Origin of the sequence: Massilia horti (genome assembly GCF_004614195.1) — a bacterium.
Taxonomy (GTDB): Bacteria; Pseudomonadota; Gammaproteobacteria; order Burkholderiales; family Burkholderiaceae_D; genus Telluria; species Telluria horti.
Window position 1 is genome coordinate 1 of sequence record NZ_SPUM01000033.1, and the last position, 15,890, is coordinate 15,890.

At 64.9% G+C, this 15,890-nt stretch carries 14 protein-coding genes; all 14 read right to left on the bottom strand.

What is annotated here, in order from left to right:
* Nucleotides 1-178 precede the first annotated feature (178 nt).
* Nucleotides 179-1,894, bottom strand: coding sequence for a serine/threonine-protein kinase (locus E4O92_RS05285; RefSeq protein WP_135188710.1), 1,716 nt, complete (start codon nt 1,892-1,894; stop codon nt 179-181).
* A 19-nt stretch (nt 1,895-1,913) separates the two neighbouring features.
* A complete protein-coding gene (tagH, locus tag E4O92_RS05290; RefSeq protein WP_135188711.1) occupies nt 1,914-3,392 on the bottom strand; it encodes a type VI secretion system-associated FHA domain protein TagH in 1,479 nt (492 codons plus the stop codon).
* Between the two features lie 15 nt (nt 3,393-3,407).
* The gene (locus tag E4O92_RS05295; RefSeq protein WP_135188712.1) at nt 3,408-3,746 is read right to left on the bottom strand and encodes a DUF4280 domain-containing protein; all 339 of its coding nucleotides are present in this window, start codon (nt 3,744-3,746) and stop codon (nt 3,408-3,410) included.
* A 9-nt stretch (nt 3,747-3,755) separates the two neighbouring features.
* Complete coding sequence (locus E4O92_RS05300; RefSeq protein ID WP_135188713.1) at nt 3,756-4,292, bottom strand: DUF4123 domain-containing protein; 537 nt, start codon at nt 4,290-4,292, stop codon at nt 3,756-3,758.
* Nucleotides 4,293-4,412: 120 nt separating this feature from the next.
* Entirely contained in the window at nt 4,413-4,952 is a 540-nt protein-coding gene (locus E4O92_RS05305) for a hypothetical protein (protein ID WP_135188714.1), read from the bottom strand.
* Complete coding sequence (locus tag E4O92_RS05310; RefSeq protein WP_135188715.1) at nt 4,945-7,641, bottom strand: type VI secretion system Vgr family protein; 2,697 nt, start codon at nt 7,639-7,641, stop codon at nt 4,945-4,947. The genes E4O92_RS05305 and E4O92_RS05310 overlap by 8 nt, the downstream gene beginning before the upstream one ends.
* Nucleotides 7,642-7,658: 17 nt before the next feature.
* Entirely contained in the window at nt 7,659-8,822 is a 1,164-nt protein-coding gene (tssG, locus tag E4O92_RS05315; protein ID WP_135188716.1) for a type VI secretion system baseplate subunit TssG, read from the bottom strand.
* A complete protein-coding gene (gene tssF / locus E4O92_RS05320) occupies nt 8,786-10,648 on the bottom strand; it encodes a type VI secretion system baseplate subunit TssF (protein WP_135188717.1) in 1,863 nt (620 codons plus the stop codon). The genes tssG and tssF overlap by 37 nt, the downstream gene beginning before the upstream one ends.
* The gene (gene tssE, locus E4O92_RS05325; RefSeq protein ID WP_229483078.1) at nt 10,645-11,178 is read right to left on the bottom strand and encodes a type VI secretion system baseplate subunit TssE; all 534 of its coding nucleotides are present in this window, start codon (nt 11,176-11,178) and stop codon (nt 10,645-10,647) included. Before tssE ends, tssF begins: the two co-directional genes overlap by 4 nt.
* Nucleotides 11,179-11,246: 68 nt before the next feature.
* On the bottom strand, nt 11,247-11,732 hold the full coding sequence (locus E4O92_RS05330) for an Hcp family type VI secretion system effector (RefSeq protein WP_135188718.1): 486 nt from the start codon (nt 11,730-11,732) through the stop codon (nt 11,247-11,249).
* Between the two features lie 50 nt (nt 11,733-11,782).
* Complete coding sequence (gene tssC, locus E4O92_RS05335) at nt 11,783-13,276, bottom strand: type VI secretion system contractile sheath large subunit (protein WP_135188719.1); 1,494 nt, start codon at nt 13,274-13,276, stop codon at nt 11,783-11,785.
* A 40-nt stretch (nt 13,277-13,316) separates the two neighbouring features.
* On the bottom strand, nt 13,317-13,814 hold the full coding sequence (gene tssB / locus E4O92_RS05340) for a type VI secretion system contractile sheath small subunit (protein ID WP_135188720.1): 498 nt from the start codon (nt 13,812-13,814) through the stop codon (nt 13,317-13,319).
* 53 nt (nt 13,815-13,867) lie between these two features.
* Nucleotides 13,868-14,902 carry a type VI secretion system protein TssA gene (gene tssA / locus E4O92_RS05345; RefSeq protein WP_135188721.1) on the bottom strand — a complete coding sequence of 345 codons (1,035 nt, stop codon included), beginning with the start codon at nt 14,900-14,902 and terminating at the stop codon, nt 13,868-13,870.
* A gap of 2 nt (nt 14,903-14,904) precedes the next feature.
* A partial coding sequence (locus E4O92_RS05350) for a type VI secretion IcmF C-terminal domain-containing protein (RefSeq protein WP_307721740.1) occupies nt 14,905-15,890 on the bottom strand: 986 nt, incomplete at its 5' end.

Genomic DNA, 15,890 nt, shown 5'->3' on the forward strand with positions numbered 1-15,890 from the left:
GCTTTACGCGCAACGAAAAAGGCCGTGGCGCGTCAACCTATTTAAGGACGAGACAAAGTTTTTTGAGATTGACGAGTTGACCCTTTCCATTGTCAAACTTTATTATGAGTGACAGTGTTTGAGACCGCAGCTAAGTACTTGATTAACAGGCGGATCGTTGTCAAACTTTTTTATTGGACTACACGGGCCTCGATCCTTCAAACAACCATGTAATCGCCAGAAGGATGACTGCGTTGACCAGCAGGCCACCGGCAAGACCAATCGCTGACAGGCGCGAACGCTTGCTGTGGATAGTCCAATCGGGGCTGGACTGAGGCGCTGACGCTGCCGGCGCGGCCAGCTGAGCCCTGAGCTGTTCCATGACCACTTCGTCGGCCGCAGCGCTGGCGCGCTCTGGTGCGTCAGGTGCCAATGCCGGACCGTTTGGCGCCGGCAGGGCTTTCGCTGCTTCTGGCTGAAACTGCTCGCATTCCTGCTTGACACGAGCAAGGTCCTTCGCCCTGCGCGCCGCCGCTTTGCGCGCCGCGCTTCGTGCTGCCTTGCGCACTGCCGGATGCTTCTCGGCTGGCCTACGCGCCGCCTCTTTGGCCGCCCTGTCCTCAATCTCTTCCGCGGCCTTGCGCGCCGCGTCGTCCGCCACCCTGCGCGCTTGCTCCTGCTCAGCCATCCGGTCGAGCGCACCCTCACGTACATGCTCCTCGTCGGCGCGCTGCCGTGCTTCCTCTTCCTGCCATGGGTATGCCCGGGACTCCAGCAGCAAGGGCTGTGCCGCCAGGCCCAGCCCCCCGCCGGCGCCCGCTTCTGCCAGCCTGGCGATCTTGAGGCGGGCTAAGTCGGCATAATGGCCGCCGGGGTAACGCGCCAGATACGGGCGAAGCTCTTCCGGATCGCCGCTATCCTTGATGCTGCGCCAGAATTCAACTTCCATCGCATGATCCAGCGCCAACTGGAGCCGGTCCGCAGTCATTTCATCGGGACGAGCCGGTTGCAGGAATTGCAAACCGTCGTACGACCGACGCAGGCTGCCGTCGCGGACCATCCGCGTGGCGTCGGGATCGAATTCTCCCTCCCCGATTGCCTGCATTAGCTCATCGATCATTGCACGGGCCGATGACGGGCGGTGACGCGGGTCCTTTGCCAATGCGTGCTGCACGGCATGCTCAAGGGCGGGCGGTATTCCGTCCCGGTAGCGCGACATGGGAACCGGATCCTCGTTGACAATTCTCTGCCAGATATCCCATTCGCTTGCGCCGGTGAACGGCTTGTGCAGCGTGAGGCACTGGTACAGCATCACCCCGGTGGCAAACAGGTCAGCCGCGGTGCCAGCCGCCAATCCTTTGATCTGTTCCGGCGCCATGTAGCTCGGTGTGCCAACCATGGTGGCGGCCCCGGTGCCTTCCAGGCCTGCCGGGCCCGACATGCTGGCGACGCCAAAGTCCGTCAGGCGCACGCGGTTTGTCCCCGATTCCAACATGACATTGGCCGGCTTGATGTCACGATGAAAAATACCTTTGCTATGCACGTAGTCGAGCGCCTCCAGCAACTGGCACCCGATGAAGACGGCCTCGCTGATGCCAAACTGATGCCCGGCGTCGAGATAGGCCTTCAGCTCCTTGCCGTGGATGAGCTCCAAAACCAGGTAAGCCACGCCGGCTTCGTTGCCGACGTCAAACACGGTGACGATGTTCGGATGGATCAGCTGGCCCGCGTTCTGCGCTTCGAGGGTGAACCCCGCCGTGTATTCGGCTGCCATATCCGTGCCCTGCAGCTGGCTTTTCAGGATCGTCTTGACTGCGACCTTGCGCCTGAGCTTCTCGTCCCAGCCTTCATACACGACGCTCATTGCGCCGCGGCCGATCACGCGCTCGAGCTTATACCGTCCAAGTTGCATCATGGTCTCATCGCTTGGAGAGCTAGTTCTTGGTTACGCGCTGAACCTGTTCACGGTAGGCTGCCAGGAAGTCGAGCTCGAACACACGATGGAGGTCGTCGGCCAGGTCGGCCTGCACTTTCGCGTGGTGTCCGACATACGCTTCCCACAACCTTGCCTTGCGCTGCCACGCAAGGAAGCGGGGTCCCGGGGCGGCGCTGTGCTCGATCTCCTGCGGATCGAAGCGCCTGATCGCGCCGATGACCGCCGCCCGCGTGCCGGCCAGCATGCCCAGCTCATGCGCGACCAGCTCGCCACACGCCTCTTCGATCGCCTTCACTGGGGGCAGGAAGGCGCCCGGCTGGGCTGCGGACGGATCCAACAGGTAGCGCAAGGCTTCGCCCCCGCCATCGACGAACTTGAGCGGGTTGTTGGCGCTGGCAGCCACCATCGTCCGCTCCTCGGCGCGCAGTTCCCCCCTGATTTCGCCTCGCGATAACAGCAAGGTCACCAGACCCTGCACCGCCACCTGCATGATTTCGCCGGCCTTCTCGAAAAATTCCATTTCCTGTCCGGGGGGCACCTCGAATGCAGGGCAGCCGAGCCCGCGCATGAACGCTTCGACGGCTCCGGCATCGAGCGCGGGCGAGTCCGATTCCGGCGTTGGCGCTCGGGGGAGGCAGGGTTCGCCCGCCGTGGGTGTTGCGCCGATGGCCGCAGGTGGCAGTTCGTCGAGCCAGTCGAGTTCGGGAACGGCCGGGTTGGCCGGGGACTGGGCCACTGCAGGCGGCGAACAGGCAGGTGGGGGGAACGGCAGGTTAACGTCATGCACGTGCTCGGGTGCGAAGGCGATGTCTTCCCGCTCCCGCTTGCGGCCAGCGAACTCGACCAATGGGCCGCGCGTGCCGCTGCCGATATCTCCCAGCAGCGCATCGAGCGGCACTGGGCGTCCATTCGCCTCCAATTTGTCGAGCAACGCCAGCGGATCGAGGTTCGGCGATGCATTCAGCGCCAGGCTGCTCTCGATATCGTCGACCAGGCGCGCGGAACGTGGCGGCGCTGGCCGCCAGAAAGGATCGGGCTGCGGTGCCGCGGGCTGTGCGCGGCTGGCACGCACATCGAGGTTGAACGGATCGGCATCGAGCGCTGGCGGCTGGCGCTCGCCGAGCCAGGCAAAGGCGCCGTCACTTGCTGCAGGCAGCGCGGCGGCCAGCTCGGCGTGCATGGTCAGCTCGAACGGGTGCATGACGACCACACTCCCGTCATGCAAGGCCAACACGCTGCCCGGCTGGCACAGCATGCCATCGACCAGGACCGGGTTGATCTTCGAATGAACAAGGAGATAGTGGGCGCCGGTGCGCAGCTCGATACTCGCGTGCAGGCGCGAGATGTGCTTCTCCGGGTCCTTCAGTACCAGGTCGCAGGTCGCGTTGCGACCGATCGTGGCTACCGGCTCAGGCAACACCGCCTGCCAGGCGGGCGCGCCGGTTTCCACGTCTTTGACAGTTACACTGATCGGCATGGTCGGCGCTCCCGGTCACGGTACCAGTTCGGTGCTTTGTCCCGCCCTGACGACCTCAACGATCCCGCCCAGCATGCAGTTCAGGATGCTGGAATCGTTCAGCAACGGAAGGTTGTCCACGATGGCATTCGGCGCACCCACTACCCAGGGCGCGGGAGTAGCCGGCACGCAAGGAAGCCGGGTGAGCTGGCACACGCCAAACGGCAAAATGTTCAGCAGCGGGACATGATCGCCGATATTTGCGGCCGGTTTGCCATTCGTCAGCATCCGGTGCAACGGCAAAATCACCATCGTGCTCGGTGTCAGGCCAAGGCTGCATTTGAGCGTCGCCCCAGCGCATACGTGCAGTGCCATGCTTTCCCCCTATTCGAACATTTCCTGTACCAGTTCGCGGCCCGGCGCCGACAGCGCCGCACCTGCCCCCGACGGGCCGCGCTCGACGATGTAGCGCGATACCGGCCCGAACATCTCTTTTAGCTGGGCCTCATTGCACAGGGGCAGGAACTGGAACATGACGCGGGGATCGTAGTAACGAAATAAAACCGGCCTGCCGTCGTCGCGGTAGACCATGTTGAGCTTGCGGAAGTGGCGGCGCAGCTGAGGCAGGCCAACGTCTTCGGTGACCTGAGCGAAGATCCCTCGGCTTGCTCCCCAATCGCCCAGCACCCACGAGGCAAAATCTGAGCCTCTTTCCAGCCGCGCGATGTAGGGAGCGACTTCCGCGACGCTTGGCTCCAGTTCGCCGCTGTAGAGACATTCGAACTCCAGGGCGTCGGTGCCATAAAGCCGATCGAGCAGGTCCGGGATGCCAGCGCCGTCGAGCAAGGCGAAGGTCACGTAACCGGGGCCTTGCCAGACATGGGAGGCCAGCTTGGCCTTCTGTTGAATCGTTAATGTCATTTTCGGTCACTCTCCACTCGAATACAGCGGTGCCACCGCGAACGCAAAAGGCGATAACTCTTTATTAAAGCCTGGAAACAGAAATGCACAATCCTTTCACCGCCATCAATTCCTGTTCAGCTATTCCAGCAAATAAGTTTCGAGATGGCGGGATACTGTCTCGCGATCTGAACCTGGGACGACCACGAGAGCTATCACAAGCCGTGCAAGCCGGCTGAACATTTTGGCTGTGGCACCCACGTCACCATGAGCGGCAACATTAAAGTGAATTCGCCCAGAAGGGCGGCCATATTCAGCGATTCCGCGAGCTGCGCCCTCAAACACAGAGTCCACGAACTCACTGTCCAATCCCCAATGGACCAGTTCAACGCGATGGGCGAGTGAACCAGTAAAAGATTCGGTACGCTGATGACTAGCATCAACTACTACTGTCGTCGCCTGCATCGCCGGTGCTTCAATCTGGCACCCCAACAGGCCATAGTTGAAACGTCCACCTAACGGCACGAAAAGCTCCAGCGTGCAATGTTGGTGGATAGGAGCGACAACACGTCCGTCGATCAATCGACTGTATTCCCGTACGTGCCCGCCAACCGTAGCTCGAGGAAAATTTTCGAACCAGATACGCGCCTCGCGCTCTTTCGATAGCTTTAATTCAATCATTTTTCATACCCCAAAATTTTCGAAAAGTTTTGTTGAATTCGGATGGGAACTGGCGAATTACCTTTTCGCCGTATAGCATGAATTCCGACGCCTCGTATTTTTTCAGCGCCGCTGCGTGAGCCTCAAAATAGTTTAGGCCATTCAAGCGCCCCGTGTTTTCGGCAATTTCATGCAAATAGAAGTTGGCTTCCGAGCCATACGCTCGCGCTCCTTTGAGCATAGACTCGCGCAAGCTCTGTACGATGGCTTCGTTCGGCGCCCAGCGTTCAAACCGGGCCAGATTCTGCTCGACCAATGCCAAGCCCTTCTCGGTGATAACGACGCCCTCCGTAGCAAATCGGCCGGCAGCCTTTGCGGGGCGCACGACCACCGAAGCTGCGGCCACTCCTGCGGCAAGATAATCCCCTTTCGTTGCTGAACGTGTTGCATCAACCGCTGCTTGGTAGGGATCGATAACCTTCAGTAAATCATCACCACCATCTTCAGCCAAGTCCTTCCCGATGAACGGTATTGCACCGACCAGGCTCTTTCTCGCCTGCGCTAAAAGATTGTCTGCCTTGTCGAGGTTGCTGGCTACCTTGCTTGCCGAAGTGTTCACGGCCGGCAGTAGAGGCTGCGCCGAGGCGTTTTGGCATTGTTCGCAGAACGGCGCCCCAGCCGTCCACGCAAGCTTCATTGCCGTCGCCTTTGGCGAATACACATCCGGCTTCTTCGGCCGCACCGGCTTCATGTTGGTGCCGCCCTTCGACCCGCGCGGCCTCTGCGCGGCCTTGGGGGCAATGGGCGCGGCGCCGGATCCTGAACCAGGGCTGCCTCCCGAGTTGACCTTGACCAGCGGGCCTTCGATATCGACTCCGCCCGGATGGATCGACACGAAGCTGCCGCCAACCTTCAGCGAGATCGAAGCACCGGCCTCGATCACCACGTTCACGCCCGCCTTCAGATGGATTTCCCGCCCGGCGTCCACAGCGAACTTGAGGCCCGCCTTGGTCTGCCAGTCCTGCCCGACCTTGAGCGAAAACGTACCGTCCACCCCGTTGTTGTGGTCACCGGTCACCTGCTCGTGCAGGTCGGCCTTCAGGTTGACGAACACGTCCTTTTGCACCGTCAGGTGGCTTTCATTGCCGATCTCTTCGACGCGGTTGTTCTTGACACGCAGGACGTGGTTGCGCTCGGCGTGCAGGTAGATCTCTTCCGCACCCTTCTTGTCGTCGAAGCTCAGCTCGTTGAAGTTCGATGCGCCACCCTTTTCGGTACGCGTCCGGAAACCGGACCGTGTCTTCTGGTCTTTCATCGACCATGGCGGGATCGACTGGCCGTTGTGCACCCGCCCGACCACGATCGGATGATCGGGATCGCCGTCGATGAATTGGACGATCACCTCGTGGCCCACGCGCGGCAGGAACAGCGCACCCCAGCCTTTGCCAGACCACGGCTGCGACACCCTTACCCAGCACGAGCTCTTGTCATCCGCTTGATTGTAACGGTCCCACTGGAACTGCAATTTGACGCGGCCGTGTTCGTCGACGTGGATTTCCTCACCTGGGGGACCGACCACGATCGCGGTCTGCGGCCCTTGCACCGCCGGGCGCGGGGTGACCCGTGGCGGCCGGAACTGCGTGCGCAAGTCGAGCGCCTCGAAGGTGCAATGGAATTGGCCGCCCGCCCCACCGCTGGAGGATGCCTGGTTGTTGATGATGGTGAAGCGCGCGGTAGTGATGAGGTACTCGCGATTGAAGCTTTCGTCCGGATGATTCGCGAGCTTGAACTTGCAGCCGGACTCTATGCCGCGTACCGATCCGGCGGCCATGAACACTTCGTGCCGCGCATGCATTTCTTCCAGGCGAACCTGGGCGTACCTGCTGCCCTCCGACACAGTCTCGTATTCGCCGGGAAAATCGAACAATTCGAACCCGGACATGTCGTGTGGCAGCGCCTTTCCCAACGTGCTGATCAGGCTGACGTCGGGCTTCTTGAAATCGAAGTCGTTCAGCGTGTACCGCCCTGGCTGCACGCTGCGGCTCGCGCTCCACATCGTGATGTGCTCGCGCTGCTCGTATCCGGTCCCGTCCACGTCATAAGCGATCTCGGCATAGCCATCGCGTGGCGTGTGCCTGCCGTTGTCGTCGAACAACACCATCGTGTGCTTGCCGTTTTCGTGCTTGAAGCTGAAGTAGATGCCTTCCTGCTCAAGCAGGCGGAGCACGAAGTTGAAGTCGCTCTCACGGTACTGGCAGCAGTATTCCCACACCGCGTAGGTGCCGCTCAGTTTCAGCTCAAGCTGGGCGAACGGGTATTCGCCACACACCTCCTGCACGATCTGCGGCACCGTCTTGTTCTGAAAAATGCGAAAGTTCGCCCGGCGCGTAAGAAACCACAGCCACGGGTGCATCGTCAGCTCGTACTGGTGAGCAACGGGGGTGCCCTCGAACCAGGTGGCGGCGCTGGTGCCGGCTTCACTGAAGTGCGTGATGTAACCGTTGAAATAGCGCATTTCCTGCCGGCCCGGCAACTCGACCCCGGCCGTGACATTCTTGCCCAACAAGTCCGCGGCGGTAAGGTTGCCGCGTTTGCTGACCAAGGTCAGCCGGTACTCGGGCAGGACACCCAGGCTTTCCGTGCCAGTCATGGCAGTCAGCAGGGTGTTTTCCGCGCCCAGAGGTGTATTGATTTCGAGAATTCTGCTCATGGTGGTCGTCCTGTGGCTCAGTCGTACCCGTACGCGAACTTCTGCTCGCCGCCGTAATCACCATCACCGCTGGCGAAATTGCCGCCAGCCTCCACACCCATGCCCCCGCCCAGCACGAGATCGTCCGCGTCACGCCCGTCCAGCCGCACGCCCAGCCACATGGTGTAACCCAGAAGCACCGGATTGCCGAGCCAGAACTGCGGCACCTGCGGCTGTTTCAGCACCAACTGCAACTCCCACGCCAGTCCGTCCCCCGTGTAGAGGCGCACTAGATCGGCCAGCTTCTGGTGGCTGCGCCCGTCCGGCAGGAAGCGCTGGTAGTCATCGAATCCGAGCGGGCCCAGCACGATGCGGAACTTCGCCTGGCAATCCCACAGCCGCTCGCCGATGACCAGGTCTTCACCGAGGCAGGCAAAGGCATTCACGCAGCCGATGCGGCTGCGCTCGGAGCGCGGGATGCCAAGCCAGTGGCCGCGCCATTGCTCGATCCGCACCGGCACGCCCAAGTAATTGGCCAGCACGATCTGCAGGCCCTCGGCGCTCTTGACCTGATGCCCGAAGATTCCCGCGTGGCCGAGCTTGACGAAGTCGCTGACCGAGTCGCGCCCGCGCAGCGCCGGAATTCCGAGGCCGCACAGGGCAGCGATCCACCTGCCGAAGAGATCCTCATCCGGCCGGTCCAGGCTGATCGCCGGCTGGCTCGCCGCCCACGCCCGGTAGAACAGGCTCAGCATCCGGTGGTGGAAGATGTCGGCGAAGCGCACGAAGGCCCGGTCCTGCGCGTGGTGCAGCCGCTCGAACGCGTATTCGCTCAGTGACGTCGGCAGCGCGCCATTGCTGCCGAACAGGCCCAGCACGCGCTGCACCAGGCGCGGCGGGCGCGGCCCGGTAGCAGGCTCGATGCGCGTGATGGCGGCGGCGGCGAATTTCAGCGACGGGTCCTGGCCCAGGCGCAGCGCTTCGTCGCATGGGCGCTTGGCGCGGCCTAAACGCGGCAGGTCGGGATGGGCGCACTCGAACAGGCGCAGCAGTGCGAACAGCTGGTAGCCGTGCGGCGCGGCGCTGGCCTCGGCCAACAGGGCCGCAGGGTCGCGCACCGGCACCGCGCCGCCTGGCGCGTACCCACGCCGCCCCCGGGTGGCCGCTACAGCACCGGCCGTTGTCCGAACCTCGGTTTCCATCGCATGATCTCCCCCCGCGCGCTCGTGCGCAGGACGGTTTCGGTAAAGGAGTTGATCGCCGCATGGCGGGTGAAAAACTGTTCCAGCACGCTGGCCAGCAGGAACGGTGTCGATCCCTCGAACGAGCGCTCGTCGCAGGTCAGTTCGATTTCCAGCCCGCGCCCCATCGTCACCGGGCCGCGCGCCGGCACGCGCCGCACGACCGGGGCCACGCGCACGGCCCGGATTCCTTCGAGCTGCTTGCGCATCGCCGACTGTGGATCGAGGCCGTACAGCTCCAGCATCTGGCGCAGCGCCACCGCACCTTCTACGGGCGAGGTATCGTTCAGCGACAGATAGTTGAGCGACAGGTGGCTGATCACCTTCCAGGCGCAAGCGCCGTCCAGTGCCGGCGGCACCGGCGCCGACGGGCGGCGCAGGCAGCGGATCGCGGTAACCGGCAGCGACACGTCGGCCGCAAAGTCGCCGCGTGGCAGCCCCACCGGCATGCGCTGCGCCAGGTCGCGATTGCTGCACAGTGCCTCCACCGACAACTGCGCCAGGTCGGCGCCGAACGGGGGGGCGGCAGTTTCGACCAGGCTTACGAACACTTCGGTGCCGATGTAGCGGTCCGGCGTCTGCCGCTTGTGCGGCACCGGCCTGACCCGGGCCTCGCGCCGCAGCACGTAGAACCCATCGCCATGTCCGTCATCGCGCTCGATGCTGGCATAGAGCGCACGCAGCTGGCGCTCGCCCTCGCCGTCCCTGGTGAAGCCGCTGACCGCGTTCACCTGGAACACCTCGAAATCGAGTGGGCGTGCGCGGTCCGGGACCACGTGGTAATCGACCTGGCGCGCGTCCAGGTGGATGCGGTCCAGGCGCTTGGTGAACAGGTTCACCGCCGGGGTCGCATGCAGGCTGAAATGGCGCGCATCGACCAGGGGCTCCAGCTGCGAATCGACCCGCCCGAGCAGCACGATGATGTCAAGCTCGCGGCCATGGCAGCCGGCCAGCGCCGCGCGCAGCCCGGCCAGGCGGAAGAACAGGAAGCGCGCCGGAAACGCCGCGTATTCGCGCAGCAGGCGGTAGCCGCGCAACGAGCGCGCGGGCGGCGGCAGGAGCGCCTCGTCGTCGCTAAAGCCCACCGGTTGCAGCGCGCCAGGCCCGAGCAGCGCGTGCGGCGGCTTGCCGGCCGTGCCCAGCACGACGCCCAGGCAGCCGGCGAACAGGTGCTCGTACAGGCGCGTGGCCAGGCCCTCGTCTTCGGCCAGGTGGAACACCAGCTCGTCGAGCGGCAGCTGGCTGAACGACGCGTCGCCGTGCAGGCGCAACCGCAGGTGCAGCGCGCCCGCGATCCCGTCCGGCAGCGCCAGCTGGCGCGGCAACTCGGGCGGATAGGCGGCCAGCTTCGCTTCCAGCACCTGCAGCGGCCAGAGCACCACCGGGTGGGCGGTACGGAACTCGGGCCGGGTTTGAGCGCCTTCTCCCAGCCCGCCACGCAGCACCGTCCCGCGTGGCACGGGCACGCCGGCAAGCAGCGCGGCGTCATCCATGTCGGGGTCGAAGCGCACCACCGTCATCGGCGGCACCGGCGCCAGGTAGCCGGGGAACACCACCTCCGCCAGGTGCTGGACGAAGGCCGGGAACTCGGCGTCCAGCTTGAGCTGCACGCGCGCCGCCATGAAAGCGAAACCTTCCAGCAGCCGCTCCACATAGGGGTCGGCGCACTCGGTTCCGTCCAGCGCCAGCCGGCCGGCGATCTTCGGGAACTCGCGCGCAAACTCGGCCGCCATCTCGCGCACGTGCACGAGTTCCTGATTGTAGTAGTCGTAGAACTGCGGGTTCATCGCGGCCACCTCGCAAGCTGGCCTTCCTCCACCGTGCACTGCCCGCTCTCCAGATCGAGCCGGGTGTGCAGGCTGAACGCGAGCGGCGCCGGCTGCGCCCACAGTTGCGCCTCGATGCGAAACGCGATCACGTTGTGGCCGCACGCACCGGGTTCGTCGTCGAGCACGCTCACCCGCACGCTGTCGGACAACAGTCGCGGCTCGAACCGCAGCACCGCCAGCCGCAGCTCGCGCTCCAGGCTGCGCAGCTCGATGGTCGACGCAACCCGCCCTGCCAGCGCCGGCAGGCCGTAGTTCAGCGCCGAGCACCGCACCTCGGGATAGGCGTCCAGCCAGCGGTCGGCATCGTGGGCCACCGCGTTAAGCAGGCTGGCCAGGTTGCGCAGCACGCTCGCGCGCAGCTGGGCCAGGGTGGCCTGCTGCGATCCGGGCGCCTCGCTGCGCTGCTCCGGCGCGTCGTCGGTCAGCCGCTCGATCAGGCTCGGCTGCAGGCGCTCACGTACCCGCTCATGCCCCCGCTCGTGCATCATCACTCAATCCTCGTCCAATCGAAGGAACCGGCCAGCTAGATAAGCGCTGGCCGGACACAGGTCAGCCGTCAGACCTTCTCGTTCTTCTTCAGGTCCCAGCCATGCTTAATGGCGGCATCGAGCGAACCATCGGCCTTTTGCGGGCGATATTCGAACTCGACCTTGGAAAACGCGATGGTCACGGTCTGGGTCGGCAGCTCGGGGCTGCTGGAGCTGCCGCCGTCCTGGATGTTCGAAATCAGGAGGTCGGTGAAGTTGATCTTCATGTACTCATGCTGCTCCTTGCCGGCCTTGCGCACGGTCAGCGTCGCACTCTTGATATGCTCGCCGCTGGCGCAGGCCAGGAACAGGCGCGGCGACGACTTGTCGACGCGATGGTCGAACTGGAAGTCCCTGAAGCTGGCCTTGCCTGCGCCGCCGCCGCTGCCGACATGGAAGTCACCGGTCTGGGAAACGCCGAACCCCCAGTCGAGCACCTGAATTTCGCCGGCATGCTTCGCATCCAGGGACTCGCCCGGGATGCCGTCGATTTTCAGGAATATGTCTTGTGCCATGATTTTTTCCTTATCTATGGTGAGAACTACGGTGGATCAGCCGGGCGCGGTCAAGCTGCCTTGGCTGAGGGGAGCTTGGAAACCAGTCGCAACGACACCGACATGCCTTCCAATTGGTAATGAGGCCGGAGGAAAAACGTGGCGTTGTAATAGCCGGGGTTCTCCTCGACCTCGGAAACGGTCACCTCGGCCGCCGCCAGCGGCCGCTGCGCCTTGGTTTCCTGGGACGACGTCAACGGGTCGCCGTCGACGTATTGCATGATCCATTCGTGCAAGTCCTGCTGCATGTCGGCTGCGCTCTTGAACGTGCCGACCTTGTCGCGCACCATGCACTTGAGGTAGTGGGCGAAGCGCGACACCGCGAACAGGTAGGGCAGGCGCGCGCCGATGTTGGCGTTGGCGGTCGCGTCCACGTCATCGAACAGGGCCGGCTTGTGCAGCGACTGCGCGCCCATGAACACCGCTTCGTCGGTGTTCTTGCGGTGGATCAGCGGCATGAAGCCGTTCTTGGCCAGCTCGGCCTCGCGGCGGTCGCTGATCCCGATTTCGACCGGGCATTTCATGTCCACCCCGCCGTCGTCGGTCGGGAAGGTGTGGGTCGGCAGGTTCGGCACCGCGCCGCCGGAGGTCACGCCGCGGATCGACGAGCACCAGCCGTAGACCTTGAACGAACGGTTGATGTTGACCGCCATGGCATAGGCGGAGTTGGCCCACGCATAGTTGGCGTGGGTGGGGCCGTCGGTCTGCTCCTCGAAGTCGAAGGCATCGACCGGGTTGGTGCGGGCGCCGTACGGCAGCCGCGCCAGGAAGCGCGGCATCGCCAGCCCGACGTAACGCGCGTCCTCCGATTCGCGCAGCATGCGCCAGCCGCCGTATTCCGGGGTCTCGAAGATCTTGGTCAGGTCGCGCGGGTTCGACAGCTCCTGCCACGAATCCATCTGCATCGTGGTCGGGCTGGCGCCGGCGATGAACGGGCAATGCGCCGCGGCCGCGTTTTTGGCCAGTTCGCCCAGCAGCTCGACGTCAGGCCGCGAATGGTCGAAATGGTAGTCGCCCACCAGGCAGCCGTAGGGCTGGCCCCCCAGCTGACCGTACTCCTGCTCGTAGATCTGCTTGAACAGCGGGCTCTGGTCCCAGGCCACGCCCTTGTATTTCTTGAGCGTCTTGTGCAGCTCTTTCTTGGTGATGTTGGCCACCCGGATCTTCAGGTGCTCGTCGGTCTCGGTGTTGCTGGTCAGGTAGTGCAGGCCGAGCCAGGCCGATTCGAGCTGCTGGTACTCCGGGTGATGCAGGATCAGGTTGATCTGATCAGTCAGCTTCTTGTCGATCGCGGCGACGATCGCCTGAATCGATTTCATCGCGTCGTTCGACACGATTGCGGTGTCGGCCAAAGCCTGCTCCGCGAGGGTGCGCACCGCGGATTGCACGGCGTGGCTGGCCGCTTCCGATTTGGGCTTGAATTCACGCTCGAGCAGCGTGGCAAAGTCGTCCTGCCGCACGGCGGCGTCAAGCGCGCCTTGTTCTTGTCGTTCAAGTTCTGCCATGATGGGTCCTATGAAGTGGGGTCGATGGGCGGCGCGCCGCTCATTCGGTGGGTTTCGGCGCGGCCGCCAGCGAGGCCATGAGTGCGGGGTCCTGCAGGATCTGCTGGATCAGCTCCTCGGCGCCGGTCTTGCCGTCCATGTAGGTCAGCAGGTTCGACAGCTCGGTGCGCGCCGTCAGCAGCTTGTTCAGGGCATCGACCTTGCGCGCGATCGTCGCCGGCGAGAAGTCCTCGATGCTCTCGAACGTGATGTCGATCCCCAGTTGGCCCTCGCCGGTCAGGGTGTTGGGCACGTGGAAGGCCACGCGCGGCTTCATCGACTTCATGCGTTCGTCGAAGTTGTCGCAGTCGATCTCGAGGAACTTGCGCTCGGCCACCGGCGGCAGCACCTCGGTCGACTTGCCCGATAGGTCGGCCAGCACCCCCATGATGAAGGGCAGCTGCACCTTCTTCTTCGAACCGTAGTCTTCCAATTCGTACTCGATCTGGACCCGGGGCGCGCGGTTGCGCGCGATAAATTTCTGACTGCTTGTTTTCATGCTGGCTCCCTTGTTGACTAACGTGAAAGTGGTTGGCATCGGTTGGTGCAGCCCTAGCTTCGCCCGGGTCCACCCAGGCGCTCGATCTCCGCCACGGACTGGGGTGTGAGGTCTTGCATGATTTGGAGGAAGTTCATGTCGAGCAGGCGGATCGCGCGCCGCACCAAGAGCGGTGCCGGATGGGCCGGCTCGGCACGTTCGAGGAATTCACAGGCCTGCACCAGCAGGCGCTGCGCATCGGCGCGGCTGGCTGGCGTCCCCGCCCGATTGAGCGGCGCGGCGGCGCCATCCTCGGCGGCTTGCCCCTCGGCGCTATCGGAACCGGCGCCGGCCGCTTCGCGGTACAGGGCCACCGCTTGCTGCAGCAGCCGCCGCGCCAGCGCCACCTCGGGTGCGCGCCCGGTTTCCTGCTGCAGCAGCGCCTCGAGCGCGGCCAGGTCGGCGAGCGCAGCGCTTGCGTGTGCCAGCCGCGCCGCCAGTTCCTGCTGGTCGCCCTGCTGGCATGCGGCCAGCAGCGATTCGCGTGTGACACCGGGCTGGCCCGTGCCCGCGCCGCGATCGCCGGCCGCCGCCTCCAGGTCGCGCAAGGTGAAGCGCCCGACCGCGCGCGCCTCGGCCAGCGGGGCGGCGCGCAGCGCCAGCAGGCCGTACTGCGCGTCGGCGCAGGCAGCCAAAATGTTCAGGCGCATGGTCGGGTCGAATTCGTCCTCGGGGTCGAGCTGCGGGTGGACGCTGCTCCAGTGCTGGCGGCACAGCCCCAGCATCAGCCGCACCGTGTCGGCATACCCGGCCAGGCCCGCGACCCGCGTGGCGGCAGGCAGCAGGAGCATCGTCACACGCAGGTCGCGGCTGCGCGCCAGCAGCGCCAGCGCCGCCGCCAGCACCGCGTGCGGATCGGCCTCGCGCCCTTCGATGATCTTGCTGACCTCGCGGCCGCTGGACGGGTCGCGCACGCGCACCATGCGCTCCGGCGTGGGATGGGCCAGCAGTTCGAGCGCGGCATACTCCGGCTCGCCTTCCAGGTCGGGGCCGCACGGCTGGTCCTCGTCGACCGGCGCCAGCAGGGCATCGAGTTCGAACAGGGGCATGGTCAGACTCCTTGTGCGCTGCGCTGCGCCGTAAGCGGAAGGGTCGCGCGCCCGGGGCACTGGAAGCTCGCCAGCGCGTCCAGCCGGAACGGGTTGAGCACGCTGCTGGCACGCAGCTCCAGCACCAGCTTGTTGCCATTGATGAGGTAATGCAGGCGCAGCCGCTCGGGAGTGGCGCCCGGTTCGGCCTCCCCCTGGTCGAACAGGCGGAACAGCGCCCAGTTGCCCTCGCCGGCCACCGTCCCGCCTTTACCTGCCAGCACCAGCCGCGCCTGGGCCGCCGGGTGCTGGGCCGGCCATTTCAGGCGCACCGCGCCCTGGCCGGGCTCCACCCGGTGCTGTTCGCCGTCGTACTCGAGCACGGCCGGTCCGGCATCGGACGACACCAGCAGCAGCTCGGCCGATGCGGCCAGCTGGCCGGCGCGGAAGAACGCCTTGCGCAGCGTATCGGCGTGCTGGAACTGGCGCAGCGTCGCGGCGGGGACCGCGGCCACGCCAGCGCCGCCGTTCCGGGTCCGCCAGACGGGGCCGGCGGTATCGACCTGGCTGGCCAGGTTGGTCTGGAAGTAGCGGTCAAGGTCGCCACCGGGTGCGAACACGGCGGCAAAGTCCTCGGGCGTGACCTCGGCCTGGGCCGCGTGGACGAACGGGTAGCGCCCGCTGATGGCCTTGTCGCAGAACGCCGAGGCGGCCTGGGCCCCGGCCAGCGCGGCGCGGCCGCCCGCTGCCGACACCTGGCCGGACGCGCTGCCTACCAGCTGGCGCACAATGCCCGCGAGCGGCGACGGCAGACCGTCCGCCTCGGCCTTCAGGCTGGCGGCCGAGGCCAGGCCCGTCATCTGGACGCCGCCCAGGCCGCTGTCGAGCGTGCTCAGTTCCTTATAGAAGTCGCCCACGCGCGCCAGCAGCGCGTCGACCGGTGCGGCGCCCGGCGCGCCGCCGGCCAGCCGCCGCAGCGGCTCGAAATGCTGGTCCACCAGCAGTTCGA

Excerpts from the sequence above, each read along its gene's own strand:
- tssC (WP_135188719.1), bottom strand. The coding sequence starts at position 13,276 with ATGGCAGAACTTGAACGACAAGAACAAGGCGCGCTTGACGCCGCCGTG.
- E4O92_RS05295 (WP_135188712.1), bottom strand. The coding sequence starts at position 3,746 with ATGGCACTGCACGTATGCGCTGGGGCGACGCTCAAATGCAGCCTTGGC.
- tssA (WP_135188721.1), bottom strand. The coding sequence starts at position 14,902 with ATGCCCCTGTTCGAACTCGATGCCCTGCTGGCGCCGGTCGACGAGGAC.
- tssF (WP_135188717.1), bottom strand. The coding sequence starts at position 10,648 with ATGAACCCGCAGTTCTACGACTACTACAATCAGGAACTCGTGCACGTG.
- E4O92_RS05310 (WP_135188715.1), bottom strand. The coding sequence starts at position 7,641 with ATGAGCAGAATTCTCGAAATCAATACACCTCTGGGCGCGGAAAACACC.
- E4O92_RS05285 (WP_135188710.1), bottom strand. The coding sequence starts at position 1,894 with ATGATGCAACTTGGACGGTATAAGCTCGAGCGCGTGATCGGCCGCGGC.
- tssE (WP_229483078.1), bottom strand. The coding sequence starts at position 11,178 with ATGATGCACGAGCGGGGGCATGAGCGGGTACGTGAGCGCCTGCAGCCG.
- E4O92_RS05330 (WP_135188718.1), bottom strand. The coding sequence starts at position 11,732 with ATGGCACAAGACATATTCCTGAAAATCGACGGCATCCCGGGCGAGTCC.
- tssG (WP_135188716.1), bottom strand. The coding sequence starts at position 8,822 with ATGGAAACCGAGGTTCGGACAACGGCCGGTGCTGTAGCGGCCACCCGG.
- E4O92_RS05305 (WP_135188714.1), bottom strand. The coding sequence starts at position 4,952 with ATGATTGAATTAAAGCTATCGAAAGAGCGCGAGGCGCGTATCTGGTTC.
- E4O92_RS05300 (WP_135188713.1), bottom strand. The coding sequence starts at position 4,292 with ATGACATTAACGATTCAACAGAAGGCCAAGCTGGCCTCCCATGTCTGG.
- tssB (WP_135188720.1), bottom strand. The coding sequence starts at position 13,814 with ATGAAAACAAGCAGTCAGAAATTTATCGCGCGCAACCGCGCGCCCCGG.
- tagH (WP_135188711.1), bottom strand. The coding sequence starts at position 3,392 with ATGCCGATCAGTGTAACTGTCAAAGACGTGGAAACCGGCGCGCCCGCC.